This window comes from Mycobacterium sp. RTGN6, assembly GCF_033804605.1.
In the GTDB taxonomy this organism is placed as follows: domain Bacteria; phylum Actinomycetota; class Actinomycetes; order Mycobacteriales; family Mycobacteriaceae; genus Mycobacterium.
The window spans coordinates 254,208-275,725 of sequence record NZ_JAPZKZ010000006.1 but is presented as its reverse complement, the minus strand read 5'-3'; the positions used below and the strand labels follow the sequence as shown (position 1 = coordinate 275,725).

The following is a 21,518-nucleotide window of genomic DNA, read 5'->3' as shown; positions in this document are numbered from 1 at the left end:
AAGCTGGAAGGCAGATACCCGTGAGCGACCCCGAAAAGGGCCCCGACGCACTCATTGAGCAGCGCGGACACACATTGATCTTGACGCTGAACCGCCCGGAGGCGCGCAACGCGCTTTCCACTGAGATGCTCTCGATAATGGTCGAGGCGTGGGACCGCGTCGACGAGGACCCGGAGATCCGGACGTGCATCCTGACCGGCGCCGGCGGCTACTTCTGCGCGGGCATGGACCTCAAGGCGGCCACCAAGGCACCCCCTGGCGACTCGTTCAAGAGCGGCGCCTTCGACCCGACGCGCATCGACGGACTGCTCAAGGGTCGGCGCCTGAAGAAGCCGCTGATCGCCGCCGTCGAGGGGCCGGCGATCGCGGGCGGTACCGAGATACTGCAGGGCACCGACATCCGCATCGCGGGCGAGAGCGCCAAGTTCGGCATCTCCGAGGCCAAGTGGAGCCTGTACCCGATGGGCGGCTCCGCCGTGCGGTTGCCGCGTCAGATCCCGTACACGATCGCGTGCGACCTGCTTTTGACCGGACGCCACATCACCGCCGCCGAGGCCTTGCAGTACGGACTGATCGGCTACGTCGTGCCCGACGGCACCGCCTTGGAGAAGGCGCTCGAGATCGCCGAGGTCATCAACAACAACGGCCCGCTCGCCGTGCAGGCGATCCTCAAGACCATCCGCGAGGCCGAGGGCATGCACGAGGAAGAGGCGTTCAAACCCGACACCGCGAACGGCATCCCGGTGTTCCTGTCCGACGACGCCAAGGAAGGCCCTCTTGCCTTCAAGGAGAAGCGGGCCCCGAACTTCCAGATGAAGTAGCGCTCACACACCCACCCACCTTCCGCCCAACGTCCGCTCCGGGGTCTTTGACGTTTGATCGTGCGGTTTCATACGCAACTCGCCGGGCGCGGCGTATGAGCTCGCACAGTCAACGGGCGCACGGCCAAAGGGGCGACAACCTCACCAGAGCCGCTCGGCGAGCAGACCCATCACGTCGAGATCCTCGATCGCAGCCGTTGTGCTCAGCAATGCCGGGCGCGTCACCTCGACGGGCTGCCACTGCGTGCCCATCGCGGCCGTCGAAACCGCCGCGATCCAGGAGTAGATCGAGAACAGCCGGTACTGGTCGTGCGCGGTCCCTTCGTCAAGCGTCCACCCGTTGGTGGCTAGGGCCGTCAGATAGCGCGCCAGCAATGCATCCTCCGCTTCCCGCCGCACCTCGATCGGAAGCGAGTTGCACAGAAAGTACGCGACGTCGCGCACACCTGGTGCCCGCGACGCCACCGCCCAGTCGTAGAAGCCGGTGCGGGTCCCATCGACGAACAGGTTGCCCATGTGGTCGTCGCCATGGATCAGCGTGCGCTCGCCGGCGTCGAACAACGCGACGACGTCACCCGAACGCGCGATGTACAGCTCGGCGAGCGCGCGGAACGCCGCACCAAGCTCGTCGCCGAACTGATCGAGCCCCAGCTGGATGAAGTGGGTGCGCTGCGCCGCGAGCTCCCCGTCGGTGGGCTTGCGCCGCATGCCATCCGGCGGGGTCAACCACGGCAATTCGCGGCCACGGTAAGTGGCGTGCAACAGGGCCAGTTCGTCCACCAGGGACGTCGCGACGCCCAGCACGTCGTCGTCACCAGGCGTGGGGAATCGGCACCCCGACGCGGCGAGGTCCTCCAACACCATGACGAAGGATCCGTCGGCCGGATCGCACGCCGCGTGCCAGACGCGGGGCACCCGCACCGGTAGCTCGGCTCCGACGGCCTCGTACAGTCGGGCCTCCGCCACTCCGAGGCCGATCTTGCGCAGGAACGACCGCTGCTGCGGGGTGAACGGTTGCAGCTTCACGAACACGCTGCCGGGCACGTCCGCTGGACCGGTCAACCCGACGCGCGCTCGTCCGGTCGTGCCGGAGTGCGCGTCGAGCAGCTCCACGGCCGTGACGGGCAGGCCGAGCACCTCGCTAAACCAGTCGGCGTCGAGGTCGTCGGTGGACGCGGGAATGGTCACCGCCGAGAAATTACCCGCATCCGCCCTAGATCGGACAATTTCGGTCTAATGTCCGATCTGTGGAACGAGCGCACGGACGACGAACTGCTCGACGAAGCGCCGCTTCGCCGTGGTCGTCCGGCCCCGCCACGCGGGCGACAACAGCACCAGCGCGGCAGTGTGAATCCACCGCGCGACCTCGCGCCGGTCGAGGTCCGGATACATCCCACCGTCGGCCTGCCACCGTTCGAACAGAGGCCCGAAGTGCAGGGCGATCAGGTCGACGAGCTGTTCCGAGCCCACTTCGAGCACCGTGGACAACGCCAAGCTCTCGGTGGCGAACAGCGCCTCATTCAGCGGGTTGCCGACGACCGACTCGGCGGGCACCAGCACCATCGGCGGGATGGACCGCTTTGCGTCACGCGGAAACCGTAGTGAGCGAACGAGTTTCGCGAGCGCCGCGTCCACCCGCAGCAACACCAGTCCGAGCACCAGGTCGTCGCGAGTCGGGAAGTAGCGGTACACCGTCGACCGCACCACGCCGGCTTCCTTGGCGACCTCGGCCATCCGGATCTGGGTGTCGCCCCGTCGCTCGATGCAGCGACCGGCCGCGTCCAGAATGCGCATGCGTGGGTCGTCGGTCATCCGGCCGATGGTACGGGCCAACCCGGCAACGTTAGGAAGGTATGGGAATCAAAGACATTGGCCGATTGCTCGGCGCCGACGAAGGACTCAACCACCAGATCGTCGACACCTTCGCCACGTTGGCGCAGTCGGAATTGGCATGGACCGAGAAGATCTGGGGCTCGCTGGCCCGCATCGACGGCTCGCTGCAGGTGGACTTCGGGTTGGGCAAGTACCAGAACCGCGGCATCATCGACGGGTTCGGCGGCGTGTCCCGTGGCAGGGAACAGTGGACGGTGCGGGGCAGCCGGGTGCTACACACCGCGCCAGAGCACATGGGCGTCGGCCCCGTCCACCTGGAGATCGTGGAACCGCTCAGGCAGATGCGCTTCCGGTTGGAACCCAATGACGTGCAACCGATCTCGTTCGACATCGTGCTGACGGGCGTGACGCCGCCGTTCTTCGAGGAGCGCAACCTCGTCCGCAACCGACAGACCGGGCGGGTCGACGTCGACGTCATCCGGTACCACCAGGGCGGCTGGGCGTCGGGCACCGTGACCGTCGGCGACGACACCTACGAGGTGACCCCCGACGAGTGGTTCGGCTTCCGCGACCACTCATGGGGCGTCCGGCAGGCGATCGGCGAACCACTGACCGACCTCATCCCGTCGCCGCGCGCACCGAAGGGCGGGCGCGGCGGCATGAAGTGGTCGCCGTCCTTCTTCCGCCGCCCCGACGGCTCGTACTACGAGACCGCCATCTTCGTCGTCGAGGGCCCGTGGGAGTACAGCTCCGCCTACCTCAACGACGCCGACGGCACGCAGACGCCGGTGCGAAGCGTCCAGCCGCACATCGAGTACGACCCGCGCACCCGCTACGTCAAGGGCGGAAAGCTGGTGCTCACCATGGAGAACGGCGATCAGCGCGTCGTCGAGGTCGAGGTGCTCGGCGAGTCCGGGTTCTTCCTCAAGACCGGTGGATACGGCGCGTGGGCGGGCCACAAGCACGGCGCGTACAAGGGCGCCCTTCACCTCGACGGCGAGTACCTCGCCGACTGCCACAGCGACGAAAACCTGCCCCAGTTGGGACAATTCCGCGACACCCCGATCCGCGTCCGTGACGGCGACGCGGTCGGCTACGGGATCATGGAGAGCCTCATCGGCGGCGTGTGGCCCGAGCTCGGACTGACCGCCGACTCCGATCACAAGGTGTCGTACTCGTGACGGCCGCCGAAGATGTCAGCGACCGGCTGACGTCGTGGCTGCGCGGTCTGCTCGACGCCGACGACGTGAGCATCGAGGGGCTCGACCGCGTCGAGTTCGGACACTCGGCGGAGATGCTGGCGCTGACGGTGGTGACCGAGCAACACGGCACGTCCTGCTGCCGAGACGTGGTGCTACGCCTGCGGCCTCGACCGCCCGCACTGCTCGAGCCCTACGATCTCGAGCGGCAGTTCCGCATCCTGGCCGCCCTCGAGCCCACCAACGTCCGGGTGCCGCCCGCGCTGTGGATCGAGCCGACGGGCGACGTGCTCGGCCGACCGTTCTTCGTCATGGAGCGGGTGGCGGGCACGGTGTACGAACTCGAGGCGCCGGAGGTCACGGCCGACCGGGCCCGGCGCATGTGCGAGGGCATGGCCGAACAGCTTGCGGCCGTGCATCTCGTCGACGTGGACGCCGTCGGGCTGGCAGGGCTTGCCGACGGCGACGGCCACCTCACCCGCGAGCTCGACCACTGGGCCGACGAGATGCGCCGGGTGGCGCACGGCCCGTTACCCGCCCTCGAGCGTCTTCTTGCGGAACTGCGGGCCACCGCGCCGACCCCCTACCCGCGTGTCACGCTCGTCCACGGGGACGCCAAGCCCGGTAACTTCGCCTTCGTCGGCGACGACGTGAGTGCCGTATTCGATTGGGAGATGACCACACTCGGCGACCCGCTGACCGACATCGGGTGGTTGGAGCTGCTGTGGATGCAGCCGGTGGGCCTCACCAGCCACCCCGGCGCGTGCGGCATCGACGAACTTCTCGCGCGCTACACCGAGGTCAGCGGTATCGCGCCGCAGAACCGGCCGTGGTATCGCGCGTTGAATGCCTACAAGATGGCGGTCATCTGTCTCATCGGCTCGATGCTGTTCGCAGCCGGGTCCAGCGACGACGAGCGATTCGCGTTGAACGCCATGGGCATTCCGCTGCTGACCCAGCTCGGGCTGAGCGAGCTGGGCGTCACCGAGAAACTCGATGACGGACCGGTGCTGGCGCGCTAGCGCTACAGTTGTCCGCCATGAGTCAGCCACGCACCGCTGCGGAGGACGCTGGCGCGCTGTCCACAAAGCAGATCGCCTTCATGGTCGCAGCGCTTGTCTTGGCGGTGATCTCGTTCCAACTCAACGCCACCATGCTCGGGCCGGCCTTCTACGACATCGAGTCCGAACTCGGCAAGGGCTCGTTCGCCGCGATGTCCACGTACTTCTACCTCGCCGGCGCGGTCGCCAACGTCGTGCTGATCCGGTGGAGCGACTACATCGGCCGCAAACGCGTCATGCTCGGCATCCTGGTGTTGCTGTGCATCGGCACGTTGCTCTGCGTGTTGGGCACCTCGCTGCCGGTGGTCGTGGCGGGCCGGATCATGCAGGGCGCGTGCAACGTCACGTTCGGGCTGGCGTTCTTGATCATGCGGGAACGCCTCAGCGGCGCGACGTTCGGCGTCTGCTGCGGTGTGGTCTCGTCGATCAACGGCGGGGTCGCAGGAGTTGACGCACTGCTCGGCGGTTTCCTGGCCGACCGATTCGGATACCGCTCGATCTTCGTGCTGATCCTCGTCGTCGGCGTCGCAGGCTTGGTGTTCGGTGCCAAGGCCGTGCCGTCCGACGACCCGGACCGCGCGCCGTCCGGCCGGATGGACTGGGTAGGCGCCGCGCTGATCGGCTTGGGGGTCGCCGGGTTGATCCTCTTCTTCTCGAGCGGCGGGCACTCGGGCTGGTCGTCTCCCGTCGCGCTCGCCTGCATCGTCACGGCCATCGTCGCCCTGGTGCTGCTCGTGGTGGTCGAGAAGCGGGTCAGCACACCGCTCGTCGACATCGATCAGATGCGCTCGCGCCAGGCCTGGCCGCTGATCGTCGCCACGATTCTCAACATGGCGTCGTTCATGGTGGTCGCCGGCTTCATCGTGCTGAAGATCGCCGAGGATCCCGACTCCGGCTTCGGGCTCGACGGGACGACGACGGCGCTACTGTTCCTCACCCCGGGTGCGCTGATCCAGGTGCTCACGGCACCCCTGATCGGACGGCTCGCGGTCCGGATCGGCTTCGTCACCGTGTTTCGGGCCGGGATCCTCGCCTCGATCGTCGCGACGTCACTGCTCGCCGTGTTCGCGGAGCACAAGCTCGCGCTCGTCGTGCTGATGGCGGTGTACGGATTCGCCTTCATGGCGATGACGATGACGACGATGAGCGTGCTGGGCGTCACCCAGGCCCCCGAGGACGCACCGGGTTCGCTGCCCGGAATCAGCAACGCCGCCTTCGGGATCGGCTCGTCGCTCGGATTCGCCTGGGCCGGACCGGTCGTCGGCTCGGGCACCCATGGCAGCTTCAGCACCGCGCTGTGGATCTGCGCCGCGATCGGCGTGGTCTCCCTCGGCGCCAGCCTGATCCTGAAGCCACGGCCGCTCGAGACGGGGTCGGGCTCGGTCGTGCTGCACCACTGAGCTCGCTAGCCGAGCACCTTCTTCGTCGGCGTGAACACCACGGGCATGGCCTCTGGCCCGCTGACGAAGTTGGCGGGCCGCAACGGCACCGAGGCGTCGTCGGCGAGCCTCAGGTCGGGCAGCCGCTCGAGCACCCGACTGGTCATCATCGACAACTCGAGCCGGGCCAGCTGGTTGCCCAAGCAGAAGTGCGAGCCGAACCCAAAGGCCATGTGGCTGTTGGGGTTCCGGTCGATGCGGAAGTTCTCGGGATCGCCGAACTGCGCCTCGTCGAAATTCGCCGACTCGAACATCAGCATGATCTTCTCGTCCTTGCGCATGTCGGTGCCGTGGAACGTGGTGTCCGCTGTCAGCGTGCGGCACATGTTCTTCACCGGCGACGTCCAGCGCAGCATCTCCTCGATCGCGGCGGGCAGCTTGCCCCCATCCGCCACCAATACATCCCACTGATCGCGGTGTCGCAGCAGCTGTTCCGTGCCACCGGAGAGCGTGTGTCGCGTGGTCTCGTCGCCGCCGATGAGGATCAACAGGGTCTCCATGACGATCTCGTCGTCCGACATCTTCTGACCCTCGACCTCTGCGTTGACCAGAATCGAGAACAGGTCGTCGGCGGGCACGGAGCGCCGCTTGGCGATGATGTCCATGGTGAACGCGGTGTAGCCGGCGAATGCCTCCATCACGGCCTGCGCGGTGAGCTCGTCGATGTGCGAGCTCAGCCCGGTGACCAGGTCGTCGGACCACTTCAGAAGCAGCGCACGGTCTTCGGGCAGTACGCCAAGCATGTCGCCGATGACCGCCATCGGCAGCGGCGCGGCGATGTCCCTGACGAAGTCGCACTCCCCCCGTTCGCAGACCGCGTCGATCAACGTGTCGCACAGGGTCCCGATCGACGGCACCTTGTCCATCACGCGCTTGCGGGTGAAACCTGCGTTGACGAGTTTGCGCCGCAACAGGTGTGACGGATCGTCCATGTCGATCATGTACGGCATGCCGGGCGTCTCGGGCCGGATGCCACCCGTCGACGAGAACAGCTCCGGGTTGCGCTCGGCGTCGAGCACGGCCTGATACGTGGTCGCGGCCGCCAGCCCGTTGCGATCCCGGAACACCGGTTCGTTGGCCCGCATCCAGCGGTACGCCTCGCGCGCCCCGCCGTCGGCGTAGAAGGTGCCGTCGGTGAAGTCGACGTCCGGCTTAGTGGACACGACTGCGGTCATGAAATCTCCTTGGCGTCGTTGAAGGTCATCTCGACGTTGTCCGCGGAACTCGAGATCATCGCGCGCTTCGGGAAGCCTAGTGACGCGAGTTCCATGGCGTATGGGTGTTCGCCGAGTCGCACACTCGCACCGCCAAGTCGGTATCTGACGCCGGAAAGCCTCATCTCCCCAGCGGTTTCGCGGGTGACGCCGTCAAGATGCGAGTACGTGGGATGCACCTGGGTCTTGGAGGTGAACGCCGACGGCACGGGCAGTCCGGGCCGGAAGTCCATGCCCACCGCCGACTGACCGTCGATCGTCACGTCGAAGGAGAACCGATCGCCGTCGCGAACCGTGAAGTCCGCCATCACCTTTGGATAGCCCCAGATCGACCGGCCCGCTTCGAGCGTGAACGCCTGGTCGACGGGAAGGTGGTGGATGAAGGCGCCCGCAGACTGCAGTGCGCGCAACCCCGCGGCGTTCGACCCTGGCGGATTGACCATGACGTTGGTGCCGTACTCCAGATACTTGCCCAGGTCGCCATCGACGTAGTGCATGAGCATGAGCACGACGACCGCGCGATTGGGTCGATACCGGCAGACCGTCAGGCCGCTGTAGTCGATCATCCGCTGGGCGGCGTCGGCGTCCACCGAGAACATCGCCATGTGCTGGCTCGCCTTGCGGATGCGCACCGGCATGGTGAGGACGGTGCCTGCGATGGTGTGCTGCGAGGGAGTTATGGCGTCGGTCACAGGGCCAATCTAGAACTCGGACTAGACACCTGGCAAGAAGTGTCTACCCAGGCCCTAGACGAGCGCGGCGAGGCCGCGGATCTGCTCCGGCGATCGAGCGCCGATCACCATCATCGTGACGCCCGCGGCTTCCCAGGCCTTGATCTGTTCCTGCACGTAGCCGAGGTCACCGACGATGGCCGAGTCGTCGACGAGCTCGTCGGGGATGACCTTGGCGGCCTCGTCCTTGCGGTCGGTGCGGAACAGCTTGGTGACGTCGTCGACGACCTCGGCGTAGCCCATCCGGCGGTAGACGTCGGCGTGGAAGTTGGTGTCCTCGGCCCCCATGCCGCCCATGTAGAGCGCCAGGTGGGGCTTCATCAGCTCCATGATCGCCGGACGGTCGTCGGTGACGACCACCTGGGCCGTCGCGCAGATCTCGAACGTCTCGCGGGTGCGGCGCGCACCGGGGCGTGCGAAGCCCTCGTCGAGCCACTCGTTGTACATGTCGGCGATCCGCGGCGAGTAGAAGATGGGCAGCCAGCCGTCGCAGATCTCGGCGGCCAGCGCCACGTTCTTCGGGCCCTCAGCGCCGAGCATGACGGGGATGTCGGCGCGCAGCGGATGGGTGATCGGCTTCAGGTTCTTGCCAAGGCCGGTGGTGCCCTCGCCGGTCAGCGGCAGCGGGTAGTGGGGGCCGTCGCTGTGCACCGGGGCCTCACGTGCCCACACCTGCCGCAGGATGTCGACGTACTCGCGGGTGCGGGCCAGCGGCTTCGGGAACTTCTGTCCGTACCAACCCTCCACGACCTGCGGACCGGACACGCCGAGCCCGAGGATGTGGCGCCCGCCGGAGAGGTGGTCGAGCGTCAGCGCGGCCATCGCGCACGCGGTGGGAGTGCGGGCCGACAGCTGGATCACCGAGGTGCCGAGCCGCATCCGCGTGGTCTCGCGACCCCACCAAGCCAGTGGCGTGTACGCATCCGAGCCCCACGCCTCGGCGGTGAACACCGTGTCGAAACCGGCCTCCTCGGCCGCCGCGACCAGTTCCGCGTGGTCGGTCGGCGCGTTCGCGCCCCAATATCCGAGTTGCAGGCCTAGCTTCATTCCCGCCAACCTTCCTGGGCCGCTAGCCCCATTCTTGCCACGATAGTTAGAACCTGTTCTACTCGATGCCGTGAGTGCCAGCCAAAGCAGCCCGGCCCAGTTGGATGACCATGAGCCGCCCCTTTCCGCTCCGCTGAGACTGTCGTTCGACTACACCCGTTCAGTGGGTTCCGTGCTCAGCCAGTTCTTCACCGCGCTACGCAGTCGACGCGTCGTCGGCGTGCGCGGTTCGGACGGGCGGGTGCACGTGCCGCCCGCTGAGTATGACCCGGTCAGCTACGCCCCTCTGACCGAGGTGGTTCCGGTGGCCAGCGTCGGAACGGTGTTGTCGTGGACGTGGCAGCCGGAGCCGTTGGAGGGCCAACCGCTTGACCGTCCGTTCGCGTGGGCGCTGATCAAGCTCGACGGCGCCGACACCGCACTGCTGCACGCGGTCGACGCGGGTTCCTCGGATGCGATCAGCACCGGCGCCCGGGTGCACGTGCACTGGGCCGACGAGCCGGTGGGCGCGATCACCGACATCGCCTACTTCGCGTTGGGTGATTTGGCCGAAGACGTCCCGGACGTGGCCGATGACCGCGACCCGGTGACGATGCTCGTCGTCCCGACCAGCATCGAGATCCAGCACACCGCTTCGGTTCCCGAGAGCACGTTCCTGCGTGCGCTCGAGGAGGGCAAGCTGGTCGGAGCCCGCACGGGCAAGGACGGAAAGGTCTACTTCCCAGCCAGGGAAGCCGATCCCGCCACTGGGCAGCAGCTGACCGAGTACGTCGAACTGCCGGACAAGGGCACGGTCACGACGTTCGCGATCATCAACATCCCGTTCGCGGGGCAGCGCATCAAGCCGCCGTACGTCGCCGCCTACGTGCTGCTCGACGGCGCGGACATCCCGTTCCTGCATCTGGTCACCGAGATCGACGCCGCCGACGTGCGGATGGGCATGCGCGTCGAGGCGGTGTGGAAGCCCCGCGAGGAGTGGGGACTCGGCATCGACAACATCGACTACTTCCGGCCGACGGGTGAGCCCGACGCCGACTACGAAACCTACAAGCACCACCAGTAAGGGCGCACACGTGACTGATGTAGCTGTTGTCGGCTTTGCGCATGCTCCGCATGTGCGCCGCACCGAAGGCACCACCAACGGCGTCGAGATGCTGATGCCGTGCTTCGCCGAGTTGTACGCCGACCTCGGCCTCAAGCAGACCGACATCGGCTTCTGGTGCTCGGGATCATCGGATTACCTTGCCGGACGGGCATTCTCGTTCCTGTCGGCGATCGACTCGATCGGTGCGGTGCCGCCGATCAACGAGTCGCACGTGGAGATGGATGGGGCCTGGGCGCTGTACGAGGCCTACATCAAGATCCTCACCGGCGCCGTCGACACCGCGCTGGTCTACGGCTTCGGCAAGTCCTCAGCCGGGGTGCTGCGTCGCGTGCTGGCGCTCCAGACCGACCCGTACACCGTCGCGCCGTTGATGCCCGACGCGGTGTCGACGGCGGGCCTGCAGGCTCGCTTCGGACTGGACTCGGGGAAGTGGACCGCCGAGCAGATGGCTCAGGTCGCACTGGACTCCATGAACGCCGCGGGCCGCACCGATTCCGTCGAACCCGCGAATTCGGTGGACGAACTGCTTGCCCGGCCGTTCTTCGCCGACCCGCTGCGCCGCCACGACATCGCGCCCATCACCGATGGCGCGTCCGCGATCGTGCTGGCCTCGGGCGACAAGGCCCGGGAACTGCGCGAGCGCCCGGCGTGGATCACCGGCTTCGAGCATCGCATCGAGACGCCGGTGCTGGGCGCCCGCGATCTCACCACGTCGCCGTCGACGGCGGCGTCGGCCAAGGCGGCCCTGAACGGCGGCGGCGCCGGCTCGATCGACGTGGCCGAGCTCTACGCACCGTTCAGCCACCAGCAGCTGATCCTCACCGAGGCCATCGGGCTGAACGGCTCAACGAAGATCAACCCGTCGGGCGGCGCGCTGGCGGCCAACCCGATGTTCTCGACGGGCCTGGAACGCATCGGCTTCGCAGCGCGACACATCTTCGATGGTTCGGCCCAGCGAGTACTCGCACACGCCACCAGCGGGGCTGCGCTGCAACAGAATCTGGTCGCCGTCATGGAGGGGAAGTAATCGTGGCAGGCAATGTGGCCGCCGTTCTCGGAACGGGACAAACCAAGTACGTCGCCAAGCGCAAGGACGTCTCGATGAACGGCCTGGTGCGCGAGGCCATCGACAGGGCCCTCGCGGACTCCGGGTCGACGTTCGACGACATTGACGCCGTAGTGGTCGGCAAGGCGCCCGACTTCTTCGAGGGCGTCATGATGCCCGAGCTGTTCATGGCCGACGCGGTCGGTGCCACCGGCAAGCCGCTGATCCGCGTGCACACAGCGGGTTCGGTCGGAGGGTCGACGGCGATCGTCGCAGCGTCGCTGGTGCAGTCGGGCAAGTACCGCCGGGTGCTGACGATGGCCTGGGAGAAGCAATCCGAGTCGAATGCCATGTGGGCGTTGAGCATTCCGGTGCCGTTCACCAAACCAGTCGGCGCGGGTGCGGGCGGCTACTTCGCCCCCCACGTGCGGTCCTACATCCGGCGCTCCGGTGCGCCGAGTCACATCGGCGCGATGGTGGCGGTCAAGGACCGGCTCAACGGCGCGAAGAATCCGCTGGCTCACCTGCATCAGCCCGACATCACACTCGAGAAGGTGATGGCGTCCCAGATGCTCTGGGACCCGATCCGGTTCGACGAGACCTGCCCCTCGTCCGACGGAGCGTGCGCGATGGTGATCGGCAACGAGGAGATTGCGGATCGACGCGTCGCCGACGGACACCCGGTGGCCTGGATCCACGCCACCGCGCTGCGCACCGAGCCGCTCGCCTACTCCGGCCGCGACCAGGTCAACCCGCAGGCCGGCCGCGACGCCTCCGCCGCGCTGTGGCGCGACGCCGGCATCACGTCCCCGATCGACGAGATCGACGTCGCCGAGGTCTACGTGCCGTTCTCCTGGTTCGAGCCGATGTGGCTGGAGAACCTCGGCTTCGCCGCCGAGGGCGAGGGCTGGAAACTCACCGAGGCCGGCGAGACGGCGATCGGCGGGCGCATTCCGTTCAACGCCTCCGGCGGCGTGCTGTCGTCCAACCCGATCGGCGCGTCCGGCATGATCCGGTTCGCCGAGTCGGCCATCCAAGTGATGGGCAAGGCCGGCGACCACCAGGTGCAGGGCGCCCGCAAGGCGCTCGGGCACGCGTACGGCGGCGGCTCGCAGTACTACTCGATGTGGGTCGTTTCGGCGGACAAGCCCGTCCGGTAATGCCGGTCACCGATCCCGAGGCGCCGGTTCACCTGGCGGGCAAGCGATCCCGCGAGGCGGCCGTCGCCCACGACAAGGAGACCTGGCTCGCGCTGTTCGCCGATGACGCCATCGTCGAGGACCCCATTGGTCCGTCGCACTTCGATCCCGAGGGCAAGGGGCACCGCGGCAAGGAGGCGATCGCCAAGTTCTTCGACACGGCGATCGCGCCGAGCCAACTGGAGTTCCACTTCGAGCAGACCTACCAGTGCGGCAACGAGGAAGCCAACGTCGGCCACATCGTGATCGTCGCGGGCGGCTTCCGGGTGGTCGCCGAGGGCGTGTTCACCTACCGGGTGAACGACGAGGGCAAGATCGTCGCGCTGCGGGCGTTTTGGGAGCTCGACAAGGCGACGGCGAGCGCCAGGCCGATCTAGGCGGTCTCCGCTCGACGAAATCTCTTCTGTCACTTCAGTTTCAGTAGTCACATTCGGCGAATTCTTGTCGGTGATCGAACGTATATTCGAGTCATGTCGGGGACAGCGGTCCGGGAAGCGGTGGCCGCGTTGCGTGCCGCGCACGACGCGCTGGCCGGCTGCGACCTCTCGCTAATGACCGAGGCCGAAGTGCTCGAATTCCTCGACGAGCTCGAGACGCTGTCGTGTCAACTACCCACGCAGTCGTACCGGATGCTGGCGCGCTTGCAGACCGAAGCCACCCCGAGGGAGCTCGGCGCCAAGTCCTGGAAGGACTTCCTGGCGATCCGGTGGCGCATCTCGACCACTGAAGCCAACCGTCGGCTCGCCGAGGCCGCGCTTCTGGCGCCCCGCCAGACGCTGATCGGAGCACCACTGGCGCCGGTGCTGCCCGCGACCGCCGCCGCCGCCGCAACAGGGCTGATCAACGACGAGCACATCGAGGTGATCCGCAAAGCCATGGGCCGCATTCCTGGCTTCGTCGATGCGCCCACCCGCGCGCAGATCGAACTCGACTTGGTTCGGCTAGCCGTCGGCGTCGGCCCCAAGGAACTCAAGGACTCCGCCGACCGCATCCTGTTCCTGCTCGATCAGGACGGCCCCGAACCCGACGACACCGAACGCCAACGCCGCCGCGGAATCACGATCGGAAAACAAGACTCCGCCGCCATGACGGCCTGCGCCAAGTGAGCGGGAGCCTCACCCCCGAAGCGTGGGCCACCTACGAGGCCATCTTCGCCAAATCGGCCGCACCGGGCATGTGCAACCCCGAGGACCCCGAACCCTGTGTCAGCGGAACTCCGTCGCAGCAGCAGATCGACACCGACCACCGCACCCTGGATCAGCGCCAACACGACGCCCTGGTCGCCGTCGGACGCAACGCGCTCGAGAGCGGCGAACTCGGCCAACACAACGGGCTACCGACCTCGATCATCATCCGAACCACCCTGCAAGACCTGGAATCTCGCGCCGGTGTCGGTGTCACCGGCGGCGGCACCATCTTGCCCATCGGTGACGTGATCCGACTGGCCTCACACGCCCATCATTGGCTGGCGGTATTCGACGGGGCCACCGAACAGGCACTGAATCTGTTCCGGGCCAAACGCGTCGCCTCCCCAGCCCAGCGGATCATGCTCATCGGCCGCGACGGGGGCTGCACCAAACCGTGCTGCCCCGTCGGCCCCTACGGCAGCCAAGTCCACCACGCGCTACGCGACTGGGCCGACGGCGGCAACACCAACGTCGACGAACTCGCCCTCGCCTGCGGGCCAGACAATCGCATGGTCGGCCCCGGGGGCTGGACCACCACGATCAACGGCCGCGGCGAAGTCGAATGGACACCCCCACCACAACTCGACACCGGCCAAGCCCGAGTGAACTACTACCACCGCCCCGAACGACTCCTCCGACCCCCCGACGACCAACCCAACGACGGGCGCCACCCCACCGAATCAGACCCCGACCCACCACAATCGGACGCGGCCTAATCTCCGCCGATGTTGTCCCGCAACGACTTGATAAGCGGAGTTGCGAACTTCGTCGGCTTTGCAGCCACGTCGGCCGCGCCTGTACCGTGGGTGACGCGTTCGCCGGCGTTGTCGGCGAATCCGAAAACCCAACCACCGCTGGAATTTTGATAACTGTTGCCTCGATCACCATTCACCCGATTGCTCCCTCCCCTCGCAGCGGCCGCCCTAATCGTCGGACTCAGCGGCTGTTCTGGCGCTGACCTCGCCAACCCGGCACCAAACACCTCGCTCGGGCAGGCGCCGACGTCCGCGACGACGACCACCACGACGACGACCACGTCGGCGAAGGCCGACGCCACCGACTACCGGGCGCTCCTACTCATGGCCGCCGACCTCAGTGACGCGGAAGACACCTTCACCGAACGGTCGAGGGAATCACAGCCCAACGGCGTGCCCGGCGCCAGCGCGTTCTTCGTCAACGACAAGGACACCCGGGCCATCAGCGACACGTTCCTGGTCTACCCCGACGCGGCCACGGCGACGGCGACCCTGCGCCAGGCGTCGGGGACGCTCACCACACTGGTCGCCGGGGGCACGCCCAAACCGGTGCCCGTGGGCACCGACGGCGTGACGATCAGCGGCACTCACCCGGACGTCGACAAGGCCGTCACGCTTCTGTTCTTCACCGAGGGCCGGGCGTTGGTCCGGTTGGAGTTCCAGAGCGCACCCGGCGACGCGACCACGGATCGATTCGTCACCGCCGTCGGCAAGATGCAGCAGATCGCGCTGCGGGTCGGGCTGGCCGGCTCCGCGTAGGTCCTACAGCTCCTCGAGTCCGACGAGGTACCTGCGCGCGAGGTCCTGGTAGGTGGCGGGGTTGACGTTGACCCACATCTCGGCGCCCGTCCCAGCGATCGGGCCGCGCACCTTGGCCGGGGAACCGGTCACCAGCACCTCGTCGGGGATCTTGGTGCCGCCGATCACCAGGGAGTGGGCGGCGATGACACTTCGCCTGCCGATGACGGCCCCGTCGAGCACCGTCGCGTGGTTGGCGATAAGCGCCTCCTGGCCGACGTGGACGCCGTGGATGACGCAGCTGTGCGCGATCGTCGCACCTGGGCCGACGTCGGTCGGGATGCCCGGCGGCGCATGCAACACACTGCCGTCCTGGACGTTGGCGCCCTCGCGAATGATGATCGGGGCGAAGTCGGCGCGCAGGACGGTGTTGAACCACACCGATGCACCCGCCGCGACGTGCACGTCACCGATCAGCGTGGCCGTGGGAGCGATGAACGCACCCTCGTCGATGACGGGACTGCGGCCCTCGAATGAGTACAACGGCATCGTCTAGATATACCGCAGTTGGCTCGCGATGAGCGCTTGCGCGAAGAGGCGAACTACCTGCATGCATTGCGCATCAGGGACCAAAAACTGTAACGTGTTCTAGTTAGTAGCTCAGAAAACGGGAGGCCCACCGTGAGTACCGAAACCGCAGACATCCGCGAGATCGACACCGGCGCTCTGCCGGACCGGTTTGCGCGCGGTTGGCACTGCCTCGGACCAGTCAACGAATACCTCGACGGCAAGCCGCACGGAGTCGAGATCTTCGGCACCATGCTGGTGGTTTTCGCAGACTCCCACGGCGACGTCAAAATCCTGGACGGTTACTGCAGGCACATGGGCGGAAACCTGTCACAGGGCACCATCAAGGGCGACGAGGTGGCTTGCCCGTTCCACGACTGGCGCTGGGGCGGCGACGGCAAGTGCAAACTGGTGCCCTACGCCAAGCGCACACCGCGGCTCGCCCGCACCCGCGCCTGGGAGACCGACGTGCGCGGCGGCCTGCTGTTCGTGTGGCACGACGTCGAGGGCAATCCCCCGCCGGCCGAGGTGCGCATCCCCGAAATCCCGGAGTCCGCCAGCGACGAGTGGACCGAATGGCGCTGGAACTCGGTCCTGATCGAGGGGTCGAACTGCCGCGACATCATCGACAACGTCACCGACATGGCGCACTTCTTCTACATCCACTTCGGTCTCCCGACGTACTTCAAGAACGTCTTCGAGGGCCACGTCGCGTCGCAGTACCTGCACAACGTCGGTCGCCCCGACGTCAACGATCTGGGCACCTCCTACGGTGAGGCGCACCTCGATTCCGAGGCGTCGTACTTCGGCCCGTCGTTCATGATCAATTGGCTGCACAACAACTACGGCGGCTTCAAGGCCGAGTCCATCCTGATCAACTGCCACTACCCCGTCAGCCAGAACTCGTTCATGCTGCAGTGGGGCGCCATCGTCGAGAAGCCGAAGGGCCTGGACGAGAAGACCACCGAGAAGCTCGCACGCGTGTTCACCGACGGCGTCAGCAAGGGCTTCATGCAGGACGTCGAGATCTGGAAGCACAAGACGCGCATCGACAACCCGCTGCTGGTCGAAGAGGACGGCGCGGTGTATCAGATGCGCCGTTGGTACCAGCAGTTCTACGTCGACGCCGCCGACGTATCGCCGGACATGGTCGACCGCTTCGAGATCGAGGTCGACACCACGGCGGCCAACGAGAAGTGGCACGTCGAGGTCGAGCAGAACCTGGCCGAGCAGGCCGCCGAGAAGCAGCGGGAAGACCAGCCTACCTAGGCTATTCACGTGACCACTCACCACGAGCGGACCGAGCCGCCAGACGTCGATCGGCTGGCCCGCTCGATGCTGCAGTTGCACGGCGCGCACGACGACGATCATCCGACGTCGGACGACACGAGCAGCGGGACGTGGTCCAAGGCACCGGATTTCGCCGGTGATCCGGATCGGGCGGCGGCGGTTCGGGAGGCGAGCCGCCTGGATCGGGAGCGGTACCTGACGGCCGGCCTAGTGCCCGTCGACTGTCGGTTCTGCCACGTCACCGTCGCCGTCAAGAAGCTCGGCCCGGAACACACTGCGGTGCAGTGGAACTCGGCGGCGACGCAGCGGTGCGCGGTGTTCGCCGAGGTGCGCGCCTGCGGCGGGGACAGCAGCCGCAGCAGGGCCTGCCCCAAACTGTCCGACAGCATCAAGCACGCAGTCGCGGAGGGCTGCCTCGAAGAGGTGTCCAGCGCGCCGTCGCCCGGCGACGGGTGAGCCCGGCAGCCATACACTGTGGTCATGATCAAGCGGGGGCTCGTATCACTGCTCTGCCTGGCCCTCGCGGGCTGCACGCAGGTGATCGAGACCGGGCAGCCCCGGCCGACGCGTCCGGTGTCGCCCATCGCCGCAGCACAGGCCGTTGACCTGTTGAGCAAGGACGCCCAGCAAGGCGGCGACGGCAACCTGTTCGTCACCGTGAAACCGGATGAGTGCAGCGGGGTGGCGCGGGAAGTCGACGCGCCGTTCATCTTCGACCCGAAGCCCGTCGCGCACGAGGGTGGGCATTGGGAGAGCACCCACGCGTCCATCGAGGAAATCGTCGGCGTCTACCACGCCGACTTCGACCCGAGGGCCGCGCTCGACCAAGCCAAGCGCACCATCGAATCCTGCCTCGACGATTCGTTGATCGTCACCACCATCGAAGGCGACCTCGACGTCTACCGCATGCTGCCCCAAGTCGGTTCGGGATCGCCCGACATCCTGCTCTGGTCCTTCAAGGCCGACGGGTGGGCCTGCGACAACGCATTCGTCGCCGCGCACAACGCCGCTGTCGAGATCACGGCGTGCGCGGACGTCAACGGATACGACGTGAGAGCGCTGGCCGTCGATGCGCTGAAGCGGATCGAAGCGCTCGCCAACACCACGGCATGAGCGGTGGCGGGGTCACAGTCCCGCGAAACGCTCCTTGACCTGTTCGTCGGTGAGCCCGTAATCCGCCAGCGAGTAGGTGTGCTTGGGCGCGCGCGGGCCCTGCTTGCTCTGCTCGTGGCTCTGCTCCATCGCTGCGCGCGCCGCGTCGGTCAGCTCGATGCCGAACTGGCGGTAGATGGCCTCGACGACCGCGATCGGATCCTTGATGAGCTCGAAGTAGTCCAGGTCGTAGAACTGAGCCGAATCATGCTTGGCGCGTTCGGCATCGAACAACTCCAGCCCGCGCGACCACGTCTCCATCGCGTCGGCACCGATTACGTCACCGCCGAAGCTGTTCGACCACCCCTCGGTGGTGTGCTGGGCCAGTGAGCACATCGACGCCATGATGGTCTCGGCGGGCCGGTGGCACTGCACCACCAGTGCGTCGGGGTACGTCGCGAACAGCGCGTCGAGGGCGAACAGATGGCTGGGATTCTTCAGCACCCAACGCTTCTCGGCATCGTTGAGCCCGATCAACTGAAGGTTGCGGCGGTGACGCTGATACGGCTTGGTCCAGTCCCGCCTGGCCAGCCATTGCGAGTACGTCGGGAGGTGCGCCAACGTCTCGTAGCTCACGGAGTGCAAGGACTGACGGAGCAGCTGCCAGCACTCCTCGACTTCGTCGGCGGTCATGTAGTGAAGCCCGGTGTAGTCCGGATTCTCTTCGTGGGCCTTGGTGAATTGCGCGTCGAGCTGCTGGAATACCGGGTTCTGCGACCATGTTTCGCGGGGCGGCCGGGGCTGCGGGAACTCCGCCAACCACAGTTCCAGACCTTGGTGACGCGGATCGGCGGTGAGCAGCCGGTGGATTGCGGTAGTGCCGGTGCGCGGCAGTCCGGTGACGAAGATAGGGCGCTCGATCGACACGTCGGCGTGTTGGGGGTACTGCTTGAACGCCGCTTCGGAGACCAACCGCGCGACCAACGCGTTGCGCACGAAGAACCGCTGCATCTTGCTGCCAAGCTCGGTGAGATCGGCGTCACGCCGGAACGACTCGAGCAGGACGCCAAGCGCCTCGCGGTAGCCGTCGTCGTCGACGCCGAAGTCATCCAGGCCGCAAGCCTTTACGGCCGACGTGTGAAGGTCGTCGACGGTGCCCACATCGGTCCGGCCATTGGTTCCGCTCATCAGGCCTTGTACTCCCCGCAATTCACGTCGAGCGCCTGGCCGGTGATGCCGCTGGACAGGTCGCTGGCCATGAAGAGAATGGCCGAAGCCACCTCGTCCTCGGTGGGCAGCCGCTTCAGATCGGAGTTCACGGCGGCCGCATCGTAGATCTGCTCGACGCTGGTGCCGTACTTGCCGGCCTGATGGTTGAAGTAGCTCTTCAGGGTGTCACCCCAGATGTAGCCGGGCAGTACTGAATTCACGCGGATGTGCTGCTCGCCCAGTTCGGTGGCCAGCGACTGCGACATGGCCAGCAACGCCGACTTCGCCATCTTGTAGGCGCCGTACTTGGCCTGCGAGTGCCGCACCACCATCGAGTTCACGTTCACCACCGAACCCTTGGCATCGGCCAGCGCAGGCGTGAAGCCCTGAATCAGCCGGAGCGCGCCGAACACCGTGAGCTCGATCGCGTCCCGCATGTGCTCGAACGTGGTGTTGGCCAACGGCCTCATCGACGGCACCCGGAAGGCGTTGTTGATCAACACGTCTACCTTGCCGTAGGCCTTGAGCGACTCCTCGACGAGGTTGTTCACCTGAGCCTCGTCGGTGATGTCGGTACCCACCGACACTGCGCGCCGACCCATGTCGGTGATCTCCTTGGCCACGTCCTCCAGTCGCTCGACCGTGCGCGCCGCCAAGACCAGATCGGCGCCGTTCTCGGCACATCGCCGCGCGAGCGTCGTGCCCAGCGCGGGGCCGACACCACTGATCACCACGACCTTGTCTTCGAGCAATCCCGCCATGAGCTAACCCACCATCCTGTCGCCAATGTGTTTTTGCCGCAGCGCGATCCGCGCCCGCCAGTCTTCCTCGGTGATCTTGTTGGACTCGTAGTACGGCAGCGCCGCCGCGACCCCGTCGAGGTCGACGAGCTCGACGGTGGGGCCGTCGGCCTCGGTCAGCGCGCGGGACAACCGCTGCCACCGGAACTGAAGGTAGCCCTTGGTGTGTCCCAGGGTCTCGACCCAGTTCGTCACGCCAGGGTTGGCGTCTGCGACGACGATCCGGATCTTGCCGTCCGGATCCGCTTGAGCCTGAGTGCCGTTCAGCGACGTCTGGTGGTTGATGTAGTCCAGCGAGATGTACCAGAGGCTTCCGAGTTGAAAGCCCAGATACGGGGCGTCGGTGACGGGCAGCGTGATGACGAGCGCCTGGTCGGGCGTCAGGTCGAAGTGGCCCACCGACGAGTACTGCGTGGCGAGCCCGCCGGGCGTGAGGCGCGGGGCGACCATCGTGTTGACCGGGAGCGTGTCGTAGAACCACTGCGGGAACTGCAGCCATGTCTTGACGCGCTGTACGAGTTGCTTGCCCGCGACGGCGTACCGCTTCTCGATGAGCTCGCGGGTCAGCGGCGGGGGCGCGGTGCCCGCGGTGTCGGTGCGCGCGATGCTGATGTATCCGCGCTGGGCCGACCAGTCGTTGTACACCTCACGAACGAGCAACTGCGACGGGCTGTTCGGGGTGACCCGCCACTCGAAGGTGCCGTCGGCGGCGATGTCGAGTTCGCGGTCGTCGAAGGCGGCCTGGCTGATCGGCACGTTGTCGTCGGTGTACTCACCGCCCAGCATCTGGAAGGACAGGTCGGTGGTGGTGCCGCGGCGGCCCGTGACGACGTACTCGTGGCCCGGCTGCACACGCGTACCGAAGTACAGCGTGTCGGGGTTGTCGAGCGCCATCTTCGTGAACGGTCCGGTTCCGGACTGCATGAACGGATGGTCGCGGTCGTAGTCGAAGGCCAGGTGCGTGCACCCGGAGATGCAGCCCGCGAGGTACTGCAAACCCTCGAGCAGGTCGGCTTCGGAGGAGATGAACGGTGCTGCGGCGACCAGGCTTTCGGCCTCCGCGATCGCCGCGGCAAAGGATGTGGTGTACAACGTGAGCGCCCTTCGCGGTTCAGTATTGGACCGTTGTGGTAGACATTTCGACATTGAGACTAGAACGCGTTCTAGTTCGAGTCAACGCCCGCAG

At 66.7% G+C, this 21,518-nt stretch carries 21 protein-coding genes and 1 pseudogene; 13 read left to right on the top strand and 9 right to left on the bottom strand.

Annotated features, from left to right (window positions below; genetic code table 11):
• Positions 1–20: 20 nt before the first annotated feature.
• Positions 21–821 (top strand): crotonase/enoyl-CoA hydratase family protein, encoded by an 801-nt coding sequence (locus SLQ33_RS16780; RefSeq protein WP_319454989.1) that lies wholly within the window; start codon positions 21–23, stop codon positions 819–821.
• 141 nt (positions 822–962) lie between these two features.
• On the opposite strand, the gene SLQ33_RS16775 is transcribed toward SLQ33_RS16780, so the two are convergent.
• Together SLQ33_RS16775 and SLQ33_RS16770 are read right to left on the bottom strand one after the other, a co-directional pair.
• The gene (locus SLQ33_RS16775; protein WP_319454988.1) at positions 963–2,009 is read right to left on the bottom strand and encodes a phosphotransferase; all 1,047 of its coding nucleotides are present in this window, start codon (positions 2,007–2,009) and stop codon (positions 963–965) included.
• A gap of 45 nt (positions 2,010–2,054) precedes the next feature.
• A complete protein-coding gene (locus SLQ33_RS16770; protein WP_319454987.1) occupies positions 2,055–2,633 on the bottom strand; it encodes a helix-turn-helix domain-containing protein in 579 nt (192 codons plus the stop codon).
• 41 nt (positions 2,634–2,674) lie between these two features.
• On the opposite strand from SLQ33_RS16770, the gene SLQ33_RS16765 reads away from it, so the two are divergent.
• From SLQ33_RS16765 to SLQ33_RS16755, 3 genes are read left to right on the top strand one after another with little or no spacing between them, the layout of a single operon-like run.
• Positions 2,675–3,835: a hypothetical protein gene (locus SLQ33_RS16765; protein WP_319454986.1), complete on the top strand. Its 1,161-nt coding sequence runs from the start codon at positions 2,675–2,677 to the stop codon at positions 3,833–3,835.
• Positions 3,832–4,875: a phosphotransferase family protein gene (locus SLQ33_RS16760; RefSeq protein WP_319454985.1), complete on the top strand. Its 1,044-nt coding sequence runs from the start codon at positions 3,832–3,834 to the stop codon at positions 4,873–4,875. Before SLQ33_RS16765 ends, SLQ33_RS16760 begins: the two co-directional genes overlap by 4 nt.
• 17 nt (positions 4,876–4,892) lie before the next feature.
• Positions 4,893–6,314 (top strand): MFS transporter, encoded by a 1,422-nt coding sequence (locus tag SLQ33_RS16755; protein WP_319454984.1) that lies wholly within the window; start codon positions 4,893–4,895, stop codon positions 6,312–6,314.
• A 5-nt stretch (positions 6,315–6,319) separates the two neighbouring features.
• Here the strand turns inward: SLQ33_RS16755 and SLQ33_RS16750 are convergent, their stop codons facing one another.
• The 3 genes from SLQ33_RS16750 to SLQ33_RS16740 form a co-directional block, all read right to left on the bottom strand.
• Positions 6,320–7,528, bottom strand: coding sequence for a cytochrome P450 (locus SLQ33_RS16750; protein WP_319454983.1), 1,209 nt, complete (start codon positions 7,526–7,528; stop codon positions 6,320–6,322).
• A complete protein-coding gene (locus SLQ33_RS16745) occupies positions 7,525–8,205 on the bottom strand; it encodes an acetoacetate decarboxylase family protein (protein WP_319455172.1) in 681 nt (226 codons plus the stop codon). The genes SLQ33_RS16750 and SLQ33_RS16745 overlap by 4 nt, the downstream gene beginning before the upstream one ends.
• Before the next feature lie 108 nt (positions 8,206–8,313).
• Positions 8,314–9,345: an LLM class F420-dependent oxidoreductase gene (locus tag SLQ33_RS16740; RefSeq protein ID WP_319454982.1), complete on the bottom strand. Its 1,032-nt coding sequence runs from the start codon at positions 9,343–9,345 to the stop codon at positions 8,314–8,316.
• Positions 9,346–9,415: 70 nt separating this feature from the next.
• Here SLQ33_RS16740 and SLQ33_RS16735 point away from each other — a divergent pair, with 70 nt between their 5' ends.
• The 6 genes and pseudogenes from SLQ33_RS16735 to SLQ33_RS16710 all read left to right on the top strand — a co-directional run bounded on the left by SLQ33_RS16735 (position 9,416) and on the right by SLQ33_RS16710 (position 15,395).
• Positions 9,416–10,408, top strand: coding sequence for a Zn-ribbon domain-containing OB-fold protein (locus SLQ33_RS16735; protein ID WP_319454981.1), 993 nt, complete (start codon positions 9,416–9,418; stop codon positions 10,406–10,408).
• 10 nt (positions 10,409–10,418) lie between these two features.
• On the top strand, positions 10,419–11,477 hold the full coding sequence (locus SLQ33_RS16730) for a thiolase domain-containing protein (protein WP_319454980.1): 1,059 nt from the start codon (positions 10,419–10,421) through the stop codon (positions 11,475–11,477).
• Between the two features lie 2 nt (positions 11,478–11,479).
• On the top strand, positions 11,480–12,655 hold the full coding sequence (locus tag SLQ33_RS16725) for a thiolase domain-containing protein (protein ID WP_319454979.1): 1,176 nt from the start codon (positions 11,480–11,482) through the stop codon (positions 12,653–12,655).
• Positions 12,655–13,071, top strand: a complete 417-nt coding sequence (locus tag SLQ33_RS16720) for a nuclear transport factor 2 family protein (RefSeq protein ID WP_319454978.1) — start codon at positions 12,655–12,657, stop codon at positions 13,069–13,071. Before SLQ33_RS16725 ends, SLQ33_RS16720 begins: the two co-directional genes overlap by 1 nt.
• A 93-nt stretch (positions 13,072–13,164) precedes the next feature.
• Positions 13,165–14,597 (top strand): annotated as a pseudogene (locus SLQ33_RS16715) (HNH endonuclease signature motif containing protein).
• Between the two features lie 180 nt (positions 14,598–14,777).
• Positions 14,778–15,395, top strand: coding sequence for a hypothetical protein (locus tag SLQ33_RS16710; protein WP_319454977.1), 618 nt, complete (start codon positions 14,778–14,780; stop codon positions 15,393–15,395).
• A gap of 3 nt (positions 15,396–15,398) precedes the next feature.
• Here SLQ33_RS16710 and SLQ33_RS16705 read toward each other — a convergent pair whose 3' ends face one another.
• Positions 15,399–15,923: a gamma carbonic anhydrase family protein gene (locus SLQ33_RS16705; RefSeq protein WP_319454976.1), complete on the bottom strand. Its 525-nt coding sequence runs from the start codon at positions 15,921–15,923 to the stop codon at positions 15,399–15,401.
• Between the two features lie 132 nt (positions 15,924–16,055).
• Here SLQ33_RS16705 and SLQ33_RS16700 point away from each other — a divergent pair, with 132 nt between their 5' ends.
• From SLQ33_RS16700 to SLQ33_RS16690, 3 genes are all read left to right on the top strand, one after another.
• Complete coding sequence (locus SLQ33_RS16700; RefSeq protein ID WP_319454975.1) at positions 16,056–17,210, top strand: Rieske 2Fe-2S domain-containing protein; 1,155 nt, start codon at positions 16,056–16,058, stop codon at positions 17,208–17,210.
• 66 nt (positions 17,211–17,276) lie between these two features.
• Positions 17,277–17,687: a hypothetical protein gene (locus tag SLQ33_RS16695; protein WP_319455171.1), complete on the top strand. Its 411-nt coding sequence runs from the start codon at positions 17,277–17,279 to the stop codon at positions 17,685–17,687.
• Positions 17,688–17,711: 24 nt separating this feature from the next.
• A complete protein-coding gene (locus tag SLQ33_RS16690) occupies positions 17,712–18,344 on the top strand; it encodes a sensor domain-containing protein (RefSeq protein ID WP_319454974.1) in 633 nt (210 codons plus the stop codon).
• Positions 18,345–18,356: 12 nt separating this feature from the next.
• On the opposite strand, the gene SLQ33_RS16685 is transcribed toward SLQ33_RS16690, so the two are convergent.
• The 3 genes from SLQ33_RS16685 to SLQ33_RS16675 are packed head-to-tail and all read right to left on the bottom strand — an operon-like array spanning position 18,357 to position 21,424.
• A complete protein-coding gene (locus SLQ33_RS16685) occupies positions 18,357–19,511 on the bottom strand; it encodes a sulfotransferase (RefSeq protein ID WP_319454973.1) in 1,155 nt (384 codons plus the stop codon).
• Positions 19,511–20,293, bottom strand: coding sequence for an SDR family oxidoreductase (locus tag SLQ33_RS16680; protein ID WP_319454972.1), 783 nt, complete (start codon positions 20,291–20,293; stop codon positions 19,511–19,513). The genes SLQ33_RS16685 and SLQ33_RS16680 overlap by 1 nt, the downstream gene beginning before the upstream one ends.
• Positions 20,294–20,296: 3 nt before the next feature.
• On the bottom strand, positions 20,297–21,424 hold the full coding sequence (locus SLQ33_RS16675; RefSeq protein ID WP_319454971.1) for a hypothetical protein: 1,128 nt from the start codon (positions 21,422–21,424) through the stop codon (positions 20,297–20,299).
• Positions 21,425–21,518: the final 94 nt, after the last annotated feature.

What these genes read in the sequence shown, in the direction of transcription:
- SLQ33_RS16770 (WP_319454987.1), bottom strand. Translation starts at nt 2,633, where the DNA reads ATGACCGACGACCCACGCATGCGCATTCTGGACGCGGCCGGTCGCTGC.
- SLQ33_RS16765 (WP_319454986.1), top strand. Translation starts at nt 2,675, where the DNA reads ATGGGAATCAAAGACATTGGCCGATTGCTCGGCGCCGACGAAGGACTC.
- SLQ33_RS16755 (WP_319454984.1), top strand. Translation starts at nt 4,893, where the DNA reads ATGAGTCAGCCACGCACCGCTGCGGAGGACGCTGGCGCGCTGTCCACA.
- SLQ33_RS16750 (WP_319454983.1), bottom strand. Translation starts at nt 7,528, where the DNA reads ATGACCGCAGTCGTGTCCACTAAGCCGGACGTCGACTTCACCGACGGC.
- SLQ33_RS16745 (WP_319455172.1), bottom strand. Translation starts at nt 8,205, where the DNA reads ATGCCGGTGCGCATCCGCAAGGCGAGCCAGCACATGGCGATGTTCTCG.
- SLQ33_RS16740 (WP_319454982.1), bottom strand. Translation starts at nt 9,345, where the DNA reads ATGAAGCTAGGCCTGCAACTCGGATATTGGGGCGCGAACGCGCCGACC.
- SLQ33_RS16720 (WP_319454978.1), top strand. Translation starts at nt 12,655, where the DNA reads ATGCCGGTCACCGATCCCGAGGCGCCGGTTCACCTGGCGGGCAAGCGA.
- SLQ33_RS16705 (WP_319454976.1), bottom strand. Translation starts at nt 15,923, where the DNA reads ATGCCGTTGTACTCATTCGAGGGCCGCAGTCCCGTCATCGACGAGGGT.
- SLQ33_RS16695 (WP_319455171.1), top strand. Translation starts at nt 17,277, where the DNA reads ATGCTGCAGTTGCACGGCGCGCACGACGACGATCATCCGACGTCGGAC.
- SLQ33_RS16690 (WP_319454974.1), top strand. Translation starts at nt 17,712, where the DNA reads ATGATCAAGCGGGGGCTCGTATCACTGCTCTGCCTGGCCCTCGCGGGC.
- SLQ33_RS16685 (WP_319454973.1), bottom strand. Translation starts at nt 19,511, where the DNA reads ATGAGCGGAACCAATGGCCGGACCGATGTGGGCACCGTCGACGACCTT.
- SLQ33_RS16680 (WP_319454972.1), bottom strand. Translation starts at nt 20,293, where the DNA reads ATGGCGGGATTGCTCGAAGACAAGGTCGTGGTGATCAGTGGTGTCGGC.